Here is a 19,304-nt window from a genome sequence, read left to right as displayed (position 1 = left end):
CTGCACTTTCGAAAGGGTGTATTCGATAATTGTAAGTTAAACAGGACACGTGTACCATTGTCTGATGTTGACACGTTTCGATCCGGGGCTAACCCCCTCCGCCGGCGCCGCCGTGACTGCCCGCGCGATCGTCATCGGTGCCGGTCTGGGTGGTCTCGCCTCGGCGATGCGACTTGGCGCCCGAGGCTACAGGGTGACCGTGCTGGATCGGCTTGACAGTCCCGGCGGGCGCGGATCGGCCATCTGGGAAGAGGGGCACCGCTTCGACCTTGGCCCGACGATCGTAACCGTGCCGCAGCTCTTCCGTGATCTTTGGGGAGCCTGTGACAGGGATTTCGACGCCGATGTCGACCTGCGTGCGCTCGATCCATTCTACGAAATCAGGTGGCCCGATGGCAGCCGGTTCACGGTGCGTCAGGACAGTGCTGCCATGCGTGCCGAAGTGGCTCGCCTGTCCCCTGCGGATGTGGCGGGATACGACAAGTTCCTCAAGGATAGCGAGACGCGCTATTGGTTCGGGTTCGAGGATCTGGGGCGGCGCAGCATGCACCGTTTCGTCGACTTGGTGAAAGTCCTTCCGAAGTTCGCCCGGTTGCGCGCAGACCGCTCGATCCACGCGCATGTCGCGCGTCGGGTCAAGGATCCGCGCCTGCGCATGGCGTTGTCGTTCCACCCTCTGTTCATCGGGGGTGATCCGTTCAACGTGACTTCGATGTACGCGCTGGTCAGCCACCTCGAAAAGGAATTCGGGGTGCACTACGCCATCGGCGGTGTCGCCGCGATTGCGGATGCCATGGTTAAGGTGATCGAGGGCCAGGGCGGTCAGGTGATCCAGGGCGCCGAGGTCGATGAGATCCTGCTGGAAGACGGTCGCAAGACCGACCGGGCCCGCGGCGTCCGGCTGACGACCGGTGAGGTTCTGACCGCGCCGGTCGTGGTGTCGAACGCCGATGCGGGCCATACCTATGACCGGCTTCTGCGCAACCACCGCAAGCGGCGTTGGACAACGGCTGCGCTGAGACGCGCGCGTTGGTCCATGGGGCTTTTCGTGTGGTATTTCGGCACGGCGGGCACCCGTGGCATGTGGCCCGAGGTTGGTCATCACACGATCCTGAACGGGCCGCGATACAAGGGGTTGTTGCGCGATATCTTCGTCAGGGGGCACCTGGCCGAGGACATGAGTCTCTATGTTCACCGCCCCAGCGTCACCGACCCCGGCGTTGCCCCCGAGGGTGGAGACACCTTCTATGCACTCAGCCCGGCGCCGCATCTTGGCCATGCCGATCCCGTGGACTGGACCGCAAGGGCCGAAAGCTATCGGCAAAATGTTCAAGCGGTTCTCGAGGACCAGCTTCTGCCCGGGCTCGGTGATCGGCTGACCGCATCGCGCATCTTCACGCCGGACACGTTTCGTGACCGCTACCTTTCCCCCCACGGGGCCGGGTTTTCGATCGAACCACGCATCCTGCAAAGCGCGTGGTTCCGACCGCACAATGTCAGCGAAGAGGCCGAAGGACTCTACCTTGTCGGGGCGGGCACGCACCCGGGCGCTGGGTTGCCGGGCGTGATCTCCAGCGCTGAGGTCCTGGACAGCCTCGTCCCCGACCCCGAAACGGTTGCCCTGTCATGATCGCCCCGGCGGACTTTGCCCATTGCGAAGCGGCGATCCGCCACGGATCGCTGTCCTTTCATGCTGCCTCGCGTCTTCTGCCGGGCCATGTCCGCGACCCGGCGCTGGCCCTTTATGCCTTCTGCCGGTTGGCCGATGATGCCGTGGACCTGCAGCCCGAAAAGGCCGGTGCCGTCCTGCGCCTGCACGACCGCCTGGACCTTGCCTATGCGGGCCGGCCACGCAACGCGCCCGCTGACCGCGCGTTTGCTGCCATCATCGAGACCTATGACATGCCGCGCGCCTTGCCGGAAGCGCTGCTGGAAGGGCTGGCCTGGGACGCGATGGAACAGCGCTATGCCACCCTGTCCGAATTGCGGGCCTATTCTGCGCGCGTCGCATCGGCGGTCGGGGCGATGATGTGTGTCCTGATGCGGGTCCGTGATCCGAATGCGCTTGCGCGGGCCTGTGACCTGGGCGTCGCGATGCAACTGACGAATATCGCCCGGGACGTGGGCGAGGATGCGCGGGAAAGGCGGCTCTACCTGCCGACCGACTGGATGGAGGAGGCCGGGTTCGCCCCCGAGGCCTTTCTCGAATCGCCACGGCCCTCGCCGGTCGTGGCGGACCTGGTCCAGCGGTTGCTGCGCGAGGCCGATGCGCTCTACCTTCGCGCCGAGGCCGGGATCGCGGCCTTGCCGCTCTCCTGCCGGCCGGGCATCTACGCGGCGCGTTTCATCTATGCCGGTATCGGCGGGCGCCTGCGGCGCATGGGCTGCGACTCGATTTCGGCGCGCGCCCGCACCGGCGCCGCGCGAAAACTCGGCTGGTTGTGCCTGTCGGGCCTGCGCAGTGCGGCCAGCGTTGTTACCCCCACATCGCCGGTTATCTACGCCCGCCCCCTGCCGGAGACGACCTTCCTTGTCGAGGCGGCGGCGGAGGAGCGCGCGCCGCGTACCGATTGGAGCGAAACGCTCTACGAAACGCTGGCCGGTCTCAAGGCTCAGGATGCCGCGCGCCGCGATGCGTTGCGGCCCGATGGACGGCGGGATAGGACACCCGCATGATCTGGCTCTATTTCTTCATCTTTCTGGCGGCGTGCTTCGCCGCCGGCAGTACCGGCGGCTTGTTCCCGCCCGGCGACTGGTATGCCCGCCTGAACAAGCCGCGCTGGACACCGCCCAACTGGCTCTTCCCGGTCGCGTGGACCACGCTCTACCTGTGCATGGCAACGGCCGGTGCCCGCGCAGCGACCAGCCCTGACAACGGGTTGGCCATGGCCCTGTGGTCCCTGCAGATCGCGCTCAACGGGCTCTGGACGCCGGTTTTCTTCGGGCTGCGGAACATGCGTCTCGGGCTGATCGTGCTGTCGATGCTGTGGCTATCGGTGGCCGCAACCATGGTGGCGCTCTGGATGGTGGATTCCCTGTCCGGCCTGCTGTTCCTGCCGTATCTGGCGTGGGTCAGCGTGGCAGGTGCGCTGAACTTCTCGGTCCTGCGCCTGAACCCCGAAGAGGCGCCCATCGGGCGCTGACCTCTGAAAACATGCGTCCGCAAGGCGACGACCACGGCCCGGCCCCGTGTGGGCAGCTCTAGTCGAAGGTCCAGCGCGCCCGCCGGGGAACGCGCATCGCAAGCATTGGCTTGATGAGCGGAGAGCGGAAGCGTCGCAGGTCCAATGCCTCGTGAACGCCCACGGTATCCTCGCCTTCGATCCGGGTCTTCACCGCCGCGCGCGTGTAGAACGGGGCATCCAGCATCGCCTGGGTCTGTCGTGGTTTGTAGCCCGGATCGGACCGGCTTTCGCGACGCAACGCCCATAGGCTGCGGGGCAGGGGGCTCTTGGGCGGCGGGGTTATCGTTTCGGCATGGCCGTCGCGATTGAACCGCACACCGACACCCAACTCCGAGCCATCGAGACGTTTGGCGTCATAGAAGCAGGTGCTGCCTGACGCGGTCGGAAACCGGCCCCATGTCCAGTAGCTGAAGTCCTGTTCCAATGCGCGGGTGCCGAAATTCGCGTCGAAATAGCCGTGCCCGTCCCATTGCCAGCCCGGTGCTTCGAGGTCGACACGCATGTCGCAGGTGGGTGCGAAGGGGCGCCAGATGTGGGTTCCGTCGGCTGTCAGCGGCATCTCGACCGAGGTCAGAGCGACGGGGCGCAGCCGGATCGTGCCGCGCACGCGCGACACCAAGGGTGGCGCGCCGATCTCGTTGACCTCAATCACCAATTCCGACCCCGTCCAGTGCAGTGACGAGGGGCCGACCGTGAACCGGTCGCGCGACTGGCGCAAGGCGTCGCTGCCCCGGTCGGTCATGGTGAACCGCCCGCCGGGGCCGTAGGTTGCCACGTTGATGCAGACATGGTTTTCGGGTGCCCGGCGGCCGGACCAGGCATACCAGGGGGAAAACACGGACCCGATGAAGGCGATGACGCTCAGGGATCGCTTGCCGTCTTCGCTGATCGCGTCGACATACCACCAGGCATAGCCGTTGGGCGGGACGGCAAGGTTGAAATTTGGTCCCTCAAGATCGCCTCGGCCGCGTGCCGGGCGGAGAGGGTCGCCATCGGAACCCCGGCACCTGGGTGTGTCCCGCCGCCCGCCAGGTATAGCCCCTTGATCGAGGTGCGCGCCGTTGGACGCGTCAGTGCCGCTGCCAGTCCCTCCGGGCTCTGCCCGTAAAGGGATCCGGCCGTCGCTGGAAACAGGCTGTCGAAACCCGTTGGTGTGGTCAGGGCCTGCCGCCCCGGGGCCGGATCGAAGGTCAGTCCGAAGCCGGCCAAGGTCCGGAATGTACGGGTCTGGCATTGGGTGGTCTCCTGTGGCGTGGGCGCGATCGTTAGCGGGGCGGCATTGGCGATGATTTCGAACCGTTCCTGACCGGGTGGTGGCGGGCCCGTCGCGCGATCCTGGGCGCAGACGTACAACGTTGGGTCCGGCACGGACCGGCCATGGGCGATTGCCTCAAATTCGCCCTCGGCTTCATTGCGGAAAAAGACGTTGTGAAAGGATAGATCGGGTCCGGACGGCGTGGCGGCAAAGGCCCAGACCTCGGCCGAGAGGCTGCGCCGCGCGTGGCGCGTTTGCGGGGCCACCCGGCCCGCAGCTGTCCCCAGCCGACCGGTGGCCAGTGCGCGCGGGTCGCCGTTGAAGACAACGGTGTCGGCATGCAGCTGGGTGCTATCGGCCAGCCGTACGCCAGCGACACGGTTGTCCTTCACGATGACCTCGGCGACGTCCGCATTGTACTGGAACGTGGCCCCGCGGTCGCGCGCCAGGTCTTCCACTGCCCGGGCCAGTTCGTGCATACCGCCCCGGACGGCCCAGACGCCGTTTGCCTCGGCGTGCCAGATCAAGGCCAGCAGCGCCGGAACCCGGTCGGGGGCGCCGCCTACATAGGTGGCGTAGCGTCCGAAGAGCTGTGCAAGGCGCGGGTCATCGAAACTGCGGCCCAGAAGTTGAGCGAGGGTCGACAGCGGCGCCATGGCGCGCATCAGGCGCGGCCGACAGGCGACGTGTCCGACGAGGTGGGGGAGGGTGGGTGCGGCCGCCTGCATCATGGGTGCGTCGAAGCCGTCGAAAAGCCGCCGCGCCCTCCGCGAGAAGGCGCGGAACTGCCGGGCGGCATTCGCACCGGCGAAAGACTGGATTGCCCGGGCGCTCTCGGTTTCGCTGTCGAAGAGATCCAGCCTGCTGCCATCGGGCCAGAAATGCCGGGCGAGGCAATGCTGCCGGACCAGCGTCACGTGGTCCTTTAGTCTGGTGCCAAGGTCTTGAAACAGGTCTTCGAAGACAGGGCGCATGGTCAAGACGGTCGGCCCGGCATCGACGGGCCCCGCCGCCGTGGGCAGCGTGCGCATCCGCCCGCCCGGCGCAGAATGGCGCTCGAGTACCAGGACGGCCTGGCCGGCATGGGAAAGGCGGGCTGCCGCGGCCAACCCCGCGATACCTGCGCCCACGACAATGGTGCGGGATCCAGTGGCCCCTTCGAAGACCGATCGTCTCATGGCCCAAGTGTTGACTCGTACGTGCAAACTGTCCAGTATAATTTACAGTGGTTATGTAATTAAAACGAGACAATTGGCATTCGGGAGCGCGTGGAATGCAGACATCCGACCGGATCGAAAACGCCATGAAGCGGGCGCTCGACGTGGCGCAGGCCGGTCAGCCGCCCGCCCAACTGAGTGCCGCGCTACGGTATGCGATCCTGCCCGGCGGGGCCCGTATCCGTCCCACCATTCTGCTGTCCGTCGCCACCGCCTGCGGTGATGATCGACCGGAACTGAGTGCGGCCGCGGCAGCGGCGCTTGAGTTGATCCATTGTGCAAGTCTTGTTCACGACGATCTGCCTTGCTTTGACGATGCCGATATCAGGCGCGGCAAGCCATCGGTTCATCGTACATTTTCCGAGCCCCTTGCCGTGCTGACCGGCGACAGCCTGATCATGCTTGCCTTCGAAACGCTGGCCCACGCCGGAAAGGGTGACCCGTCGGGCAATGATGCGGCCCGGGCCGCGCAACTCGTTCTGTCCCTTTCGCGACGGTCGGGGATGCCGGGGGGCATCTGCGCCGGGCAGGGCTGGGAGAGCGAAGAGTCGATCGACCTGCATGCCTATCACATGTCCAAGACCGCCGCGCTTTTCATCGCCGCGACTGAGATGGGCGCGATTTCCGCCGGCCACGATCCGGAGCCATGGCGTGATCTCGGGGCCTTGATCGGCGAAGCCTTCCAGGTGGCTGACGACTTGCGTGACGCGCTTCTTGATGATGCAGCGCTTGGCAAGCCGGCGGGCCAGGACGATCTGCACCATAGGCCCAATGCGGTTGCCCGGCTGGGCGTGACCGGTGCCACGGAACGGCTTTCTGACATTCTAGCAGGAGCGATTGCATCCATCCCGTCCTGCCCCGGCGAGGCGGCATTGGCGCAGATGGTTCGGCGCCAGGCCCAGGCGATCATGCCGGTCTTGCCGCAACACAACAGGGCCTGATCCATGGCGGCGTCCAGCGATTTGCCGGCCGGCTCGGGACGCGCCGCGGGGTGGTCGCGCGGTTGGTTCGCGCGACTGGTCGCGCGGTCCGGGTTCCAGCGCATCGCGGCACGATTGCCGATCAGCGGGGCCATGGCGCGGCGCGATGGCGCGAAGATTTTCGATATCATGCAGGGGTTCGTTGCGTCTCAGGTGCTTGTGGCGCTGGTCGAGGAAGGCGTCCTGCAAGACCTGCTGGACGGTTCGGGCGAACCGGCGGAACTGGCCGCGCAACGCGGGGTGGCGACGGACAGGATCCGGACCCTTTTGCAGGCTGGCGCTGCGCTTGGACTTCTTGTGCAGAGGCGCGACGGCCGGTTCGGACTGGCGCGCCGCGGGGCAGCCATCCTCGGCGTGCCGGGGCTGACCGACATGATCCGCCACAACGCGGCCTTCTATCGGGACATGGCCGACCCATCGGCCCTGCTGCGCAGCGAGGGCGGTACCGAGCTGGCGCGGATCTGGCCCTATGTGTCAGGGTCGGGCGATACGATCTCAACGGCGGAAGCAGCGCGCTATTCGGAGTTGATGGCGCGCTCTCAGGAACTGGTCGCGGAAGACACCCTTCGGGCGGTGCGTCTCAAGGGAGTTCGGACCCTGCTGGACGTCGGCGGCGGCTCAGGCGTGTTCCTGGCAGCGGCGTTGCGGCGCGATCGTGGACTGCGGGGCATGCTGCTGGATCTGCCGGAAGTCATTACACAGGCCGAAGATCGATTGAGGCGGAATGGATTGTCCGGCCGGGTGGGGCTGCATCCGGGCTCATTCCGCGACGGGGCATTGCCGGAGGGCGCTGACGCGATCTCGCTGATCCGGGTGCTGTACGATCACGACGACGCAACCGTGCGCGAACTGCTGTCCAAGTCACACGATGCATTGCCGCCGGGTGGGCGGCTGATCATTTCCGAACCCATGGCCGGCGAAGCACGCCCCGACCGTGCCGGCGACCTCTATTTCGCTTTCTACACCATGGCGATGGGCACCGGGCGAGCGCGGTCACCTGCGCGGATCGTTGCCTTGTGCGAGGCGGCCGGCTTCGAGCGCGCGGTCGTTGCACCTGCGCGCCGTCCTTATGTCACGCGGGTCGTGACCTGCGAAAGACCGGCCTGACCCGGGCGCCGCCGCCCTGTCGCCACCCGGTTCTCGAAGGACATCCTGACATCGAGAGTGTAAGCAAAGATTGACACATAAGTGTGTTTGGTTAAACTTACAGATGGCGATAGCGCCATTTCCACCGAATCCCCTGCCGGAGAGGTGGAGAGACAGGCAGGAGGCAACCATGCAAACCCGTGCTGTCTATCTGAACGGTCCTGAGGATCTTCATTTGGACACCCTCGCGCTCAAGGCGCCGGGGGCGGGGGATATCGTTGTCGACATCTCCTATTCAGGCATCTCCACGGGTACGGAAAAGCTCTTCTGGACAGGGCAGATGCCGCCCTTTCCCGGCATGGGGTATCCGCTGGTGCCCGGCTACGAGGCCGCCGGCGAGGTGGTCGAGGCCGCCCCCGACACAGGTTTCAGACCAGGCGACCGCGTGTTCGTACCCGGTGCCGACTGTTTCACCGACGCCTACGGGCTGTTCGGCGGCGCCGCGTCCCGGCTGGTCACGCGCGCCGAACGGGTCACACGTATCGATCCGGCGCTGGGCGCCGAGGGTGCGCTGCTGGCACTGGCCGCCACTGCCCGTCATGCAATGGCCGGATTGGACAGGGCCGTGCCCGATCTGATCGTCGGTCACGGGGTTTTGGGCCGCCTTCTGGCGCGACTGACCATCGCCGCGGGCGCCCCGGCCCCCACGGTCTGGGAAACCATGCCGGCCAGACGCGACGGGGCCGAGGGCTATGATGTCATCGCACCGGAGGAGGATCCCCGCCGCGACTATCGGGCGATCTATGATGCCTCGGGAAACGGCGAAATTCTCAACGAGCTGATCGGACGCATCGTGCGTGGCGGCGAAATCGTGTTGGCAGGCTTCTACCCGCAGGCCCTGTCCTTCGCCTTTCCGCCGGCCTTCATGAAGGAGGCACGTCTGCGTGTCGCCGCCGAGTGGACGCCGGACGACATGCAAGCCACCGCGGCGTTGATCAATGGCGGCGCGCTCTCCTTGGGCGGGCTGATATCGCACCAGGCGGACGCGGCGAGCGCCGACATGGCCTATCGGACGGCCTTCGAGGACCCCGCCTGCCTGAAAATGATGCTTAACTGGAAGGACACAGCGTGAAGGACGACGTGCCCAATCTGAAGGATTTCGACCAGCGTTTGCGCGACGAGGCGCATGAGGACCTGGCCGATGTCATCAACGACGGCGAGCCCACCCAGGAAACCCAGATCATCGCGATCTACGGCAAGGGTGGTATCGGCAAGAGTTTCACCCTGGCCAACCTCAGCCACATGATGGCCGAACAGGGCAAGCGTGTCCTGCTGATCGGTTGCGACCCGAAGTCCGACACGACCTCGCTGCTGTTCGGCGGCAAGGCCTGCCCGACGATCATAGAAACCTCGACCAAGAAGAGCTTGGCGGGCGAGCAGGTCCAAATCGGCGATGTCTGCTTCAAGCGTGGCGGCGTTTTCGCGATGGAGCTTGGTGGACCCGAAGTGGGCCGGGGCTGTGGCGGGCGCGGAATCATCCACGGTTTCGAGCTGCTGGAGAAACTGGGCTTTCATGACTGGGACTTCGACTATGTCCTGCTGGATTTCCTCGGCGACGTGGTCTGCGGCGGTTTCGGTCTGCCCATTGCGCGCGACATGGCGCAAAAGGTGATCCTTGTGGCCTCGAACGACCTGCAATCGCTTTACGTGGCCAACAACGTCTGCTCGGCGGTGGAGTATTTCCGCAAGCTGGGCGGCAATGTCGGTGTCGCCGGGCTTGTCGTGAACAAGGATGATCATTCCGGTGAGGCGCAAGCCTTTGCCGAGGCCGTGGACATCCCGGTGCTGGCCTCGATCCCGCAGGACGACGACCTGCGCAAGAAATCCGCCAACTACCAGATCGTCGGCACCGAAAAGAGCCAATGGGGCAGCCTGTTCGCCGGGCTTGCCGAACAGGTTTCGGATGCGCCGCCGGTGCGGCCCGCGCCGCTGCACCAGGACGGCCTGCTCGACCTCTTCGACGGGTCCGACACCGGTGCAGGGGTGACGTTGGAACCGGCCACCGACGAAGACATGCGCGGCAAGAATGCCGATCCGAAACCCTCGCTTGAAGTTGTCTACGACGACGCGTGAAAGGTGCAGATGACGGACGAAGTCAAATATGACACAGCGGACCAGGCCGACGTGATCAAGGGCAAGCCCATCGAGAGTGGCGGTTCCGCACCCGACGGTGTGGGCGACCCCGAAATGGGCTGCCACTCGAGCGCCGAAATGAGCAAGGCCGCGCGCATGGCCGGACAGTCCGACATTCTCGACCGCTACGCCGAAGACTACCCCCAAGGGCCGCATGACAAGCCGCAAAGCATGTGCCCGGCCTTTGGATCCCTGCGCGTGGGCCTGCGGATGAAGCGGGTGGCGACGGTCCTGTCCGGCTCGGCCTGCTGTGTCTACGGGCTCAGCTTTGTGTCGCACTTCTACGGTGCGCGCCGGTCGGTCGGTTACGTCCCGTTCAATTCGGAATCGCTCGTCACCGGCAAGCTGTTCGAGGATATCCGAGAGAGCGTGCATGAACTGGCAGACCCTGACCGGGTGGATGCCATCGTGGTTACCAATCTTTGCGTTCCGACGGCCAGCGGTGTGCCACTGCGGCTGTTGCCCGACGAGATCAACGGTGTGCGCATCGTGGGCATCGACGTGCCGGGCTTCGGCATCCCGACCCATGCCGAGGCCAAGGATGTGCTGGCAGGTGCGATGCTCAACTACGCGCGCCAGGAGGTCGAGGCTGGCCCCGTTGCGGCCCCCGAAAGCGGCGTGTCGGACCGGCCCACAGTGACCCTTCTGGGCGAAATGTTTCCTGCCGACCCGGTGGTGATCGGCCAGATGCTTGCCCCCATGGGGCTGGCCGCCGGGCCGGTCGTGCCCTGCCGCGAATGGCGCGAGCTATACGCTGCGCTCGACTGCGGTGCGGTGGCCGCGATCCACCCATTCTATACTGCGGCCGTGCGCGAATTCCAGGCGGCCGGCCGCCCGGTGGTGGGCAGCGCCCCGGTGGGTCACGACGGCACCAAGGCATGGCTACAGGAGATCGGCACCGCGATGGGCGTGGACCCGGCCAAGATTGCCGAGGCGCAGGAGGCTGTCTTGCCCGGCATCAAGGCGGCGCTGGCCGCAGCACCTATCGACGGAAGAATTACTCTTTCAGGCTACGAAGGCAGCGAGTTGCTGGTCGCACGGCTGCTGATCGAAAGCGGCGCCGAGGTGCCCTATGTCGGTACCGCCTGCGCGAAATCGCCCTGGTCCGAGAGCGACGCCGACTGGCTACGCGCCCGCGGCGTGACCGTGAAATTCCGGGCTTCGCTGGAAGATGACTGTGCCGCGATGGAAGGGCTGACCCCCGACCTGGCCATTGGAACGACGCCTGTCGTGCAGAAGGCCAAGGAACTCGGCATACCCGCGCTCTACTTCACCAACCTGATCTCGGCGCGGCCCCTGATGGGGCCAGCCGGTGCGGGCAGCCTGGCCGAGGTCGTGAATGCTGCGATCGCCGGAAAGGCCCGCATGGACTTCATGCGCGACTTCTTCGAGGGCGTGGGCACGGGCGACACCGCTGGCGTCTGGGAGGGCGACCCCAATATCCGTGAGGATTACCGGGCGCTGAACCTCAAGAAGCTGGAAAAGCAGAAGCGCGCCGCCAAGGCGCAGGAGATGATCTGATGCTGATCCAGGATCATGATCGCGCGGGCGGATACTGGGGGGCGGTCTACGCCTTCTGCGCCGTCAAGGGCCTTCAGGTGGTCATCGACGGGCCTGTAGGCTGCGAGAACCTGCCGGTCACATCCGTTTTGCACTACACCGACGCACTGCCGCCGCATGAACTGCCCATCGTGGTCACCGGCCTTGGCGAAGAGGAGCTGGGCCGCGAAGGCACCGAAGGGGCAATGAAGCGCGCCTGGGGCACTCTGGACCCGGCGCTGCCCGCGGTGGTCGTGACAGGCTCTATCGCCGAGATGATCGGTGGCGGCGTCACGCCCCAGGGCACGAACCTGCAAAGGTTCCTGCCGCGCACCATCGACGAAGACCAGTGGCAGGCGGCCGACCGCGCCATGACGTGGCTGTTCACCGAGTTCGGCATGACCAAGGGCCGGATGCCCAAGGAACGCAAGCGCGAAGAGGGCGCCGCCCCGCGCGTGAATATCCTCGGGCCAATGTACGGCACCTTCAACATGCCCAGCGATCTGGCCGAGATCCGTCGCCTGGTCGAGGGCATCGGCGCCGAGGTCAACATGGTGATGCCGCTTGGCGCCCACCTGGCCGAGATGCGCGACCTTGTGAACGCCGACGTGAATATCTGCATGTATCGCGAGTTCGGCCGGGGTTTGGCAGAGGTCCTGGACAAGCCCTACCTGCAGGCGCCCATCGGTGTGGAGTCAACCACGCTGTTTCTGCGCAAGCTGGGCGAGTTGTTGGGGCTTGACCCGGAGCCCTTCATCGAGACCGAGAAGCATTCCACGCTGAAACCCGTCTGGGACTTGTGGCGTTCGGTCACGCAGGATTTCTTCGCCACAGCGAATTTCGGCATTGTCGCGGGCGAGACCTATGCCCGCGGTATCCGGCATTTCCTGGAAGGCGACCTGGGCCTGCCCTGCGCCTTTGCCGTGGCGCGGTGTGCAGGCACCAAGACCAACAACGAGGAAGTCCGCGCCCTCATCTCGCAAAAGCGCCCGCTGATCCTGATGGGCTCCATCAACGAAAAGATCTACCTCGCCGAAACGGGTGGCGGGCACGGGCCGAAACCGGCATTTATCCCGGCCTCGTTCCCCGGCGCCGCGATCCGGCGGGCCACCGGCACGCCGATGATGGGCTATGCCGGGGCGACCTACCTGCTTCAGGAAGTTTGCAACGGGCTTTTCGACGCGCTGTTCCATATCCTGCCACTGGGCAGCGAGATGGATGCAGGCACCGCGACCCCCACACCGCTGCGGCAGGATTTCCCCTGGGATGCTGATGCCAGCCTAGAGCTGGACCGCATCGTCGCCGGTCATCCCGTACTCACCCGCATTTCCGCTGCCAAGTCCCTCCGCGATGCCGCGGAAGACAAGGCCCTGCGCCAGGGCCAGGACCGGGTGGTGCTGGAAACCGTTCAATCGCTTTCGCCCGACGCGGGCGCCGATACCGTCAAGGAGGACTGACCCATGACAGACATCTCTTCGCAATCCCTGCCGCGCGCCCGCAGTGGCCGGCCGCGAAACGCAGAGTTCCACATCTATTTCACCCTGATCTTCATCTGCGCGTTGCCATTCGCCTGCGCACGATGGGTCCGTGACGTGGCCCGGTATCGCAGCCTGAACCTGCGAGGCCCGCTGGCCCGCGCATGGTCCGAAGCGGACCGGATCACGCCCATGATTTTCTCGGCCTGACCCCATGCAGGGGATCGGTGATCCGAGACACGATCTGCCTGCCCCCGTCAGGGGGCGGACAGGAACCTGCGGGACCGTGAAGGCCCCGAAGGAACCCGGCCGCGGGGTACGCGGCGTCAGCATAGCATTCCGGAGGAAAGTTTATGGCTGATAACAAGGACCTGTCCTTCACAGGTCTCACCGACGAGCAGGCCCAGGAACTGCATTCCGTCTACATGAGCGGCCTTTGGCTGTTCGTGGCGGTGGCAGTGGTCGCACATATCGCGACCTACATCTGGGCGCCTTGGTTCTGAGGAGAAAAAGATGGCGAAGTTCTACAAGATCTGGCTCATTTTTGATCCCCGTCGCGTCTTCGTGGCGCAGGGTGTCTTCCTCTTCCTGCTCGCTGTCATGATCCACCTCGTGCTGCTCTCGAACGGTATCAACTGGTTCGAGAACGCCGCCGAGGCGCGCATGGCCGCAGCGGAGTGAGCCTGGGCGAAAGCTCTTTCAAGATAGCTGCGGGCGAGTTTGTCGCCCGCAGCGAACACCAGACACATGACGGCCCTGGGCAGAACCGAACCGGCCGCCAATTGCGGAGAGAATTGAACGATGGCGTTGCTTAGCTTCGAAAGAAAGTATCGCGTCCGCGGAGGGACGTTGATCGGCGGCGATCTGTTCGACTTCTGGGTAGGGCCCTTCTACGTGGGCTTTTTCGGGGTCACGACCGCCTTTTTCGCCCTTCTGGGCACAATCCTGATTTTCTGGGGGGCCTCGCAGCAGGGTACGTTCAACCCTTGGCTGATCAATATCGCGCCGCCGGATTTGAAATACGGCCTTGGCATGGCGCCGCTGATGGACGGTGGCCTTTGGCAGATCATCACGATCTGCGCGCTTGGCGCCTTCATCAGCTGGGCGCTGCGGGAGGTCGAGATCTGCCGCAAGCTGGGCATGGGGTATCATGTGCCCATCGCTTTCAGCTTCGCGATTTTTGCCTACGCCACACTGGTCGTCTTCCGGCCGCTGCTGATGGGGGCCTGGGGGCATGGCTTTCCCTATGGCATTTTCAGTCACCTCGACTGGGTCAGCAATACCGGCTACGCCTACCTGCATTTCCACTACAACCCGGCACATATGCTGGCGGTGACGTTCTTCTTCACCACGACGCTGGCGCTGGCGCTTCATGGCGGGCTGATCCTGTCGGCCGCGAACCCCGAAAAAGGGGAAAAGATGAAGACGCCCGATCATGAGGACACGTTCTTTCGTGATTTCATCGGCTATTCGGTTGGCACGTTGGGCATTCACCGTGTTGGGCTGCTTCTGGCGCTGAATGCCGGGTTCTGGTCGGCGATCTGCATCATCATTAGCGGCCCGGTCTGGACCAAGGGCTGGCCCGAATGGTGGAACTGGTGGCTTGAGCTGCCGATCTGGCCCTCTCAGGTGGGAATGTAATCATGATCGAATATCAGAACATATTCACGCAAGTGCAGGTTCAAGGCACCCCGGAATGGGGCCTGGATGACAGCGGCGGCCGTCTGAGCGAGGAGCGCTGTGGCAAGCCCTTCTTTTCCAAGCTCTTCGGCTGGTTCGGCAATGCGCAAATCGGGCCGATCAATCTTGGCATGCTGGGCCTTGTCAGCCTGGCCAGCGGGCTGCTGTGGTTCTTCATCGTCGGGCTGAACATGCTCGCGCAGGTCGGGTGGTCGATCCCGGAATTCCTGCGCCAGGGCTTCTGGTTGGCGCTGGAGCCGCCGAGCCCGGAATACGGGCTGCAGATTCCCCCGCTCAATGACGGCGGCTGGTATATCATCTCGTCCTTCTTCCTGCTGGTCTCGGTGTTGGCCTGGTGGGCGCGGTCCTATCAGCTGGCGGCAAGCCACAAGATGGGCAAGCATGTCTTCTGGGCCTTCGGGTCGGCCATCTGGCTGTTCCTTGTTCTGGGGCTCTTCCGCCCGGTGTTGATGGGATCCTGGTCCGAGGCGGTGCCCTACGGCATCTTCCCTCATCTGGATTGGACCACGGCATTCTCGATCCGTTACGGGAACCTCTACTACAACCCCTTCCATTGCCTGAGCATCGTGTTCCTCTATGGTTCGGTCTTGCTCTTCGCCATGCATGGCGCAACCATCCTGGCCGTAAGCCGGTTCGGCGGCGACCGTGAGTTGGAGCAGATCGTCGACCGGGGCACCGCCTCCGAACGGGCCGCGCTGTTCTGGCGCTGGACCATGGGGTTCAATGCCACGATGGAGGGGATTCACCGCTGGGCCTGGTGGTTTGCGGTTTTGACCCCGATCACCGGAGGGATCGGCATCCTGCTGACCGGCACGGTTGTCGACAACTGGTTCATCTGGGCGCAGGAGCACAACTTCGCCCCCATGTATGACGGGTCCTACGGCTACGAGGCCTACGGAACCTATGATGCCTTCATCGGACAGGGGGAGTGAACGATGTTTCCCAAATGGTTTGACAAATGGAACAGGGACAACCCGACCAATGTCTATGGGCCAGGTATCCTGGTCGGCGTGCTCGGCGGTGCGGTCTTCGTTGCCATCATGCTGGTGACCTTGGGGCAACCCCACGCCACCGCCAGCCTACAGACCGGGCCGCGTGGCACGGGTATGTCGGTGACGGAGTTCCAGGCCGATCTGGCGACGCCGGACCCGGACATCGCCCTCATTTTCGAGGATCCGCCCTTCCCGCCGGAACCGGGAGAGCCATTGGCTGGCGACATCTATGAGAACGTACAGGTGCTGGGTGATCTGACCGATGCCAACTTCAACCGTGTGATGGCGGCGATGACGCGATGGGTCTCTCCCGAGCAGGGCTGCGCCTATTGCCACGGTGACGGCGATCTCGAAACCTATGGCGAGGACAATCTCTACACCAAGGTTGTCGCGCGCCGCATGATCCAGATGACCCAGAACATCAACGAGAACTGGGACGGCCACGTCAATGCAAACAAGGAAGTCGGAGTCACCTGTATGACCTGTCACCGTGGCCAGAACGTGCCAAGCGAGGTCTGGTTCCGCGAGGCGCCCGTCGTTTCCGCGATGGCCGGCTGGTCGGCTACCCAGAACCGTGCGACCGAGACAAGCCAGTACACGTCGCTGCCCTCCGATGCCCTTGAGAGCTACCTGCTCGACTACCAGCGGATCGGGGTGCATGATCTGGCGTCGCGGGTCGAGGGAAGCCCAAGCGACCCGGCGGTTCCGGCAATCCAGAACGCCGAGCGGACCTATGCGCTGATGAATTATTTCGCCAATTCCCTCGGCGCCAATTGCGTGACCTGTCACAACAGTCGCGCCTTCTATGACGGGGTGCAGGTGACGCCGCAGTGGTCGACCGCCAGCCTTGGCATTGCGATGGTTCAGGAGCTCAACAACGACTACCTCGTGGGCCTTCTGGACCTTTACCCGGAAGACCGGCTCGGACCAGTTCATCAGGACGCGCCCAAGGCCGCCTGTGCGACCTGCCACAAGGGGTATCTGCAACCCCTGCAAGGCACCAACGTGATCGCGGATTGGCCGGAACTGGCGACCTCCGGTCCGCCGGCCTACGGCGAGGCCGAGTAAACACCTGACGCGGCGCGGGGCGCCTCGAAAGCCGCCCCGCGCCCACCACGCCGGATCGCGCCGTCTGTATCATTCGCGTTGGCGGGCGGTGTCGGAAACACCGTAGGGGGGAGAAGCGATGACGGACGAACGCTTGCAAGACCCATTGCTGGACTGGGTGGCCGGTCCGTCCGATCTGCGGCAAATGCCAGATCGCGACCTGGCCCGCCTGGCCGATGAATTGCGGGCCGAAGTGATTTCGGCTGTGTCACAGACCGGCGGACATCTTGGCTCTTCGCTGGGTGTCGTCGAGCTCAGCGTGGCCATCCACGCGGTTTTCAACACGCCCATGGACAAGCTGATCTGGGATGTCAGCCACCAATGCTATCCGCACAAGATCCTGACCGGGCGGCGTGACCGCATCCGCACCCTGCGCCAGAAAGATGGGTTGTCGGGTTTCACCAAGCGTAGCGAATCCCCGTATGATCCTTTCGGTGCGGCGCATTCCAGCACCTCGATCAGCGCGGCGCTCGGTTTTGCGGTGGGGCGCGACATGGGGCAGGCGACAGGCGATGCGATCGCCGTGATCGGCGATGGGGCGATCAGCGCCGGCATGGCCTACGAGGCGATGAACAATGCCGGTCACCTGGGAAAGCGACTTATCGTGATCCTCAACGACAACGAGATGTCGATCGCACCGCCGGTCGGCGCGATGTCGTCCTACCTCAGCCGGATGTATGCAAGTGACCCGCTGGCCCGTGTGAGGTCCATGGCCGAAGGCGTCGAGTCCGCGATGCCAGCCTCGATGCGTGAGGGGGTCAAGCGGGCGCGCCAAATGGTCACCGGACTGACCGGGAGCGGCACGCTTTTTGAGGAGCTGGGCTTCGACTATGTCGGCCCGATCGACGGGCACGATCTGGACCAGCTCCTGCCGGTGCTGCGGGCGGTGCGGGCGCGGGCCACCGGGCCCGTTTTGATCCATTGCTGCACGGTCAAGGGCAAAGGGTATGCTCCCGCCGAGGCGGCCGCCGACCGGGGCCATGGCGTGTCGAAATTCGATCCCGCGACCGGGACCCAGGCCAAATCCAGCCCCGGCGCGCCCAGCTACACCGCCGTTTTCGGTGCGTCGCTGACCGCCGCCGCCGCCCGAGATGATCGCATCGTTGCCGTCACGGCGGCCATGCCTGATGGAACGGGCCTCTCAAAGATGGCCAGCCGGTTCCCGGCGCGGGTCTTCGACGTGGGTATCGCCGAACAGCACGCCGTGACCTTCTGTGCCGGTATGGCGGCCAGTGGGCTGAGGCCCTTCTGCGCGATCTATTCCACCTTCCTTCAGCGCGGTTATGACCAGGTGGTGCACGACGTGGCTTTGCAGGGCTTGCCTGTGCGTTTCGCAATCGACCGGGCCGGGCTGGTCGGTGCCGACGGGGCGACCCATGCCGGCGCGTTCGACATCGGTTACCTGACCAGCCTACCGGGCTTTACGGTCATGGCCGCTGCGGATGAGGCCGAGCTGGTTCACATGGTGGCCACCGCCGCCGCCCATGACAGTGGCCCCATCGCGTTTCGGTATCCGCGCGGGGCTGGCACCGGGGTTGCATTGCCGGATCAAGGAGAAGTGCTGGAGATCGGCAAGGGACGCGTGCTGCGCGAGGGCGCGGACGTGGCGATCCTGTCGCTGGGCGCGCATTTGGACGAATGCCTCGCCGGCGCCGATGACCTGGCGCAGGCCGGGATCGGGGCGACCGTGGCCGATGCGCGCTTCGCAAAGCCGCTCGACGGCGATCTCGTCGAGGCCCTGGCCCGCGATCACCGTGTGCTGTTGACGGTCGAAGAGGGGGCTGAGGGTGGCTTCGGGTCCGTCGTCATGCACGAACTGGCCCGGCGGGGCTGCTTTGACCGTGGGCTCGCCATTCGCAATGTCTGCCTGCCGGACCGCTTCATCGAGCAGGCCAGCCCGGCAGAAATGTATGAAGATGCGGGCATGACTGCGCCTGATATCGCGGCGACCGCGCGCGAGGCGCTGGCGGGAACCGGCAACGTGGTTCCGCTGTCCTTGGCCCGTTGATCGACGATGGCCCAAAAGGAAAAGGCCACGCAAGAGAACGTGGCCTTTCTGTCTTCGCTGGAGTGATCGTTACATGCTCTCCGGATCGGGGCCGACCGACGCCAGGTAGGCCCAGATATTCACGGCGTCTTCTTCCTTGCGGACCATGTAGGTCATCTTGCCGCGGCCGCTCTCGCCGGTGAATTCGGTGAGCCAGCCCGTCGGGTTCTGGACATAAGCGACAAAGCTTTCTTCGTCCCAGGCGCTGTTGTCCTCGACCTCGCCCGCCGCGATCAGCAGGTCCGAATAGCGGAAATCCTCGACGCTGCCGCGTTGACGGCCCACCAAGCCGTAAAGGTTGGGGCCGACGCGACCGCCCCTGGCGATGGTTTCGCCCGCATCATCGACGATCATGTGACATGACGCACATTGACGGAAGGCTTGTTCGCCTGCCGCCGGGTCACCCGTCGCATGGCCTTCGGCGATGGCAGCCGTCCCGAGTGTCGCCGCGGCGAATATGGTCAGTGTTCTGGTCTTCATTGGGTCCTCCCTGGGTATTCTCGTAGGCTTCAACTCTGTAGCCGTGA

The 19,304-nt window shown here is 64.8% G+C and carries 19 protein-coding genes; 16 read left to right on the top strand and 3 right to left on the bottom strand.

The window, feature by feature from the left end:
- The first annotated feature begins 64 nt into the window (after positions 1 to 64).
- The 3 genes from DFK10_RS14960 to tspO are packed head-to-tail and all read left to right on the top strand — an operon-like array spanning position 65 to position 3,143.
- A complete protein-coding gene (locus tag DFK10_RS14960; protein WP_109389837.1) occupies positions 65 to 1,630 on the top strand; it encodes a phytoene desaturase in 1,566 nt (521 codons plus the stop codon).
- On the top strand, positions 1,627 to 2,676 hold the full coding sequence (gene crtB, locus DFK10_RS14955; RefSeq protein ID WP_109389836.1) for a 15-cis-phytoene synthase: 1,050 nt from the start codon (positions 1,627 to 1,629) through the stop codon (positions 2,674 to 2,676). Before DFK10_RS14960 ends, crtB begins: the two co-directional genes overlap by 4 nt.
- Entirely contained in the window at positions 2,673 to 3,143 is a 471-nt protein-coding gene (gene tspO, locus DFK10_RS14950) for a tryptophan-rich sensory protein TspO (RefSeq protein ID WP_109389835.1), read from the top strand. Before crtB ends, tspO begins: the two co-directional genes overlap by 4 nt.
- A gap of 58 nt (positions 3,144 to 3,201) precedes the next feature.
- Here the strand turns inward: tspO and crtC are convergent, their stop codons facing one another.
- Positions 3,202 to 4,074, bottom strand: coding sequence for a carotenoid 1,2-hydratase (gene crtC, locus DFK10_RS14945; RefSeq protein ID WP_109389860.1), 873 nt, complete (start codon positions 4,072 to 4,074; stop codon positions 3,202 to 3,204).
- Positions 4,047 to 5,618, bottom strand: coding sequence for a 1-hydroxycarotenoid 3,4-desaturase CrtD (crtD, locus tag DFK10_RS14940; RefSeq protein WP_109389834.1), 1,572 nt, complete (start codon positions 5,616 to 5,618; stop codon positions 4,047 to 4,049). Before crtD ends, crtC begins: the two co-directional genes overlap by 28 nt.
- Before the next feature lie 95 nt (positions 5,619 to 5,713).
- Here crtD and DFK10_RS14935 point away from each other — a divergent pair, with 95 nt between their 5' ends.
- The 13 genes from DFK10_RS14935 to dxs all read left to right on the top strand — a co-directional run bounded on the left by DFK10_RS14935 (position 5,714) and on the right by dxs (position 18,738).
- On the top strand, positions 5,714 to 6,598 hold the full coding sequence (locus DFK10_RS14935) for a polyprenyl synthetase family protein (protein ID WP_109389833.1): 885 nt from the start codon (positions 5,714 to 5,716) through the stop codon (positions 6,596 to 6,598).
- Positions 6,599 to 6,601: 3 nt separating this feature from the next.
- A complete protein-coding gene (locus DFK10_RS14930) occupies positions 6,602 to 7,744 on the top strand; it encodes a methyltransferase (protein WP_109389832.1) in 1,143 nt (380 codons plus the stop codon).
- 169 nt (positions 7,745 to 7,913) lie between these two features.
- A complete protein-coding gene (gene bchC, locus DFK10_RS14925) occupies positions 7,914 to 8,855 on the top strand; it encodes a chlorophyll synthesis pathway protein BchC (protein ID WP_109389831.1) in 942 nt (313 codons plus the stop codon).
- A complete protein-coding gene (locus DFK10_RS14920; RefSeq protein WP_109389830.1) occupies positions 8,852 to 9,856 on the top strand; it encodes a chlorophyllide a reductase iron protein subunit X in 1,005 nt (334 codons plus the stop codon). Before bchC ends, DFK10_RS14920 begins: the two co-directional genes overlap by 4 nt.
- Before the next feature lie 9 nt (positions 9,857 to 9,865).
- A complete protein-coding gene (bchY, locus tag DFK10_RS14915; protein ID WP_109389829.1) occupies positions 9,866 to 11,437 on the top strand; it encodes a chlorophyllide a reductase subunit Y in 1,572 nt (523 codons plus the stop codon).
- Positions 11,437 to 12,912 carry a chlorophyllide a reductase subunit Z gene (bchZ, locus tag DFK10_RS14910; RefSeq protein WP_109389828.1) on the top strand — a complete coding sequence of 492 codons (1,476 nt, stop codon included), beginning with the start codon at positions 11,437 to 11,439 and terminating at the stop codon, positions 12,910 to 12,912. Before bchY ends, bchZ begins: the two co-directional genes overlap by 1 nt.
- 3 nt (positions 12,913 to 12,915) lie before the next feature.
- On the top strand, positions 12,916 to 13,140 hold the full coding sequence (gene pufQ, locus DFK10_RS14905) for a cytochrome PufQ (protein ID WP_109389827.1): 225 nt from the start codon (positions 12,916 to 12,918) through the stop codon (positions 13,138 to 13,140).
- A 143-nt stretch (positions 13,141 to 13,283) separates the two neighbouring features.
- On the top strand, positions 13,284 to 13,433 hold the full coding sequence (gene pufB / locus DFK10_RS14900) for a light-harvesting antenna LH1, beta subunit (protein ID WP_109389826.1): 150 nt from the start codon (positions 13,284 to 13,286) through the stop codon (positions 13,431 to 13,433).
- Between the two features lie 10 nt (positions 13,434 to 13,443).
- Complete coding sequence (gene pufA / locus DFK10_RS14895; RefSeq protein WP_109389825.1) at positions 13,444 to 13,611, top strand: light-harvesting antenna LH1, alpha subunit; 168 nt, start codon at positions 13,444 to 13,446, stop codon at positions 13,609 to 13,611.
- Positions 13,612 to 13,731: 120 nt separating this feature from the next.
- Positions 13,732 to 14,571 carry a photosynthetic reaction center subunit L gene (gene pufL / locus DFK10_RS14890; protein WP_109389824.1) on the top strand — a complete coding sequence of 280 codons (840 nt, stop codon included), beginning with the start codon at positions 13,732 to 13,734 and terminating at the stop codon, positions 14,569 to 14,571.
- Between the two features lie 2 nt (positions 14,572 to 14,573).
- Positions 14,574 to 15,563, top strand: coding sequence for a photosynthetic reaction center subunit M (gene pufM / locus DFK10_RS14885; protein WP_109389823.1), 990 nt, complete (start codon positions 14,574 to 14,576; stop codon positions 15,561 to 15,563).
- A 3-nt stretch (positions 15,564 to 15,566) separates the two neighbouring features.
- A complete protein-coding gene (pufC, locus tag DFK10_RS14880; RefSeq protein ID WP_109389822.1) occupies positions 15,567 to 16,691 on the top strand; it encodes a photosynthetic reaction center cytochrome PufC in 1,125 nt (374 codons plus the stop codon).
- Between the two features lie 118 nt (positions 16,692 to 16,809).
- Complete coding sequence (gene dxs, locus DFK10_RS14875; protein ID WP_109389821.1) at positions 16,810 to 18,738, top strand: 1-deoxy-D-xylulose-5-phosphate synthase; 1,929 nt, start codon at positions 16,810 to 16,812, stop codon at positions 18,736 to 18,738.
- Between the two features lie 69 nt (positions 18,739 to 18,807).
- Here dxs and DFK10_RS14870 read toward each other — a convergent pair whose 3' ends face one another.
- Complete coding sequence (locus DFK10_RS14870) at positions 18,808 to 19,257, bottom strand: c-type cytochrome (protein WP_109389820.1); 450 nt, start codon at positions 19,255 to 19,257, stop codon at positions 18,808 to 18,810.
- Positions 19,258 to 19,304: the final 47 nt, after the last annotated feature.

It is taken from the genome of Salibaculum griseiflavum, from assembly GCF_003129565.1.
In the GTDB taxonomy this organism is placed as follows: Bacteria; Pseudomonadota; Alphaproteobacteria; order Rhodobacterales; family Rhodobacteraceae; genus Salibaculum; species Salibaculum griseiflavum.
Note: the sequence above shows the minus strand (reverse complement) of the source record. Positions and strands in the feature narration are given on the sequence as shown.

What these genes read in the sequence shown, in the direction of transcription:
- DFK10_RS14960 (WP_109389837.1), top strand. Translation starts at nt 65, where the DNA reads ATGTTGACACGTTTCGATCCGGGGCTAACCCCCTCCGCCGGCGCCGCC.
- crtB (WP_109389836.1), top strand. Translation starts at nt 1,627, where the DNA reads ATGATCGCCCCGGCGGACTTTGCCCATTGCGAAGCGGCGATCCGCCAC.
- tspO (WP_109389835.1), top strand. Translation starts at nt 2,673, where the DNA reads ATGATCTGGCTCTATTTCTTCATCTTTCTGGCGGCGTGCTTCGCCGCC.
- crtD (WP_109389834.1), bottom strand. Translation starts at nt 5,618, where the DNA reads ATGAGACGATCGGTCTTCGAAGGGGCCACTGGATCCCGCACCATTGTC.
- DFK10_RS14935 (WP_109389833.1), top strand. Translation starts at nt 5,714, where the DNA reads ATGCAGACATCCGACCGGATCGAAAACGCCATGAAGCGGGCGCTCGAC.
- DFK10_RS14930 (WP_109389832.1), top strand. Translation starts at nt 6,602, where the DNA reads ATGGCGGCGTCCAGCGATTTGCCGGCCGGCTCGGGACGCGCCGCGGGG.
- bchC (WP_109389831.1), top strand. Translation starts at nt 7,914, where the DNA reads ATGCAAACCCGTGCTGTCTATCTGAACGGTCCTGAGGATCTTCATTTG.
- bchY (WP_109389829.1), top strand. Translation starts at nt 9,866, where the DNA reads ATGACGGACGAAGTCAAATATGACACAGCGGACCAGGCCGACGTGATC.
- bchZ (WP_109389828.1), top strand. Translation starts at nt 11,437, where the DNA reads ATGCTGATCCAGGATCATGATCGCGCGGGCGGATACTGGGGGGCGGTC.
- pufQ (WP_109389827.1), top strand. Translation starts at nt 12,916, where the DNA reads ATGACAGACATCTCTTCGCAATCCCTGCCGCGCGCCCGCAGTGGCCGG.
- pufB (WP_109389826.1), top strand. Translation starts at nt 13,284, where the DNA reads ATGGCTGATAACAAGGACCTGTCCTTCACAGGTCTCACCGACGAGCAG.
- pufA (WP_109389825.1), top strand. Translation starts at nt 13,444, where the DNA reads ATGGCGAAGTTCTACAAGATCTGGCTCATTTTTGATCCCCGTCGCGTC.
- pufL (WP_109389824.1), top strand. Translation starts at nt 13,732, where the DNA reads ATGGCGTTGCTTAGCTTCGAAAGAAAGTATCGCGTCCGCGGAGGGACG.
- pufM (WP_109389823.1), top strand. Translation starts at nt 14,574, where the DNA reads ATGATCGAATATCAGAACATATTCACGCAAGTGCAGGTTCAAGGCACC.
- pufC (WP_109389822.1), top strand. Translation starts at nt 15,567, where the DNA reads ATGTTTCCCAAATGGTTTGACAAATGGAACAGGGACAACCCGACCAAT.
- dxs (WP_109389821.1), top strand. Translation starts at nt 16,810, where the DNA reads ATGACGGACGAACGCTTGCAAGACCCATTGCTGGACTGGGTGGCCGGT.
- DFK10_RS14870 (WP_109389820.1), bottom strand. Translation starts at nt 19,257, where the DNA reads ATGAAGACCAGAACACTGACCATATTCGCCGCGGCGACACTCGGGACG.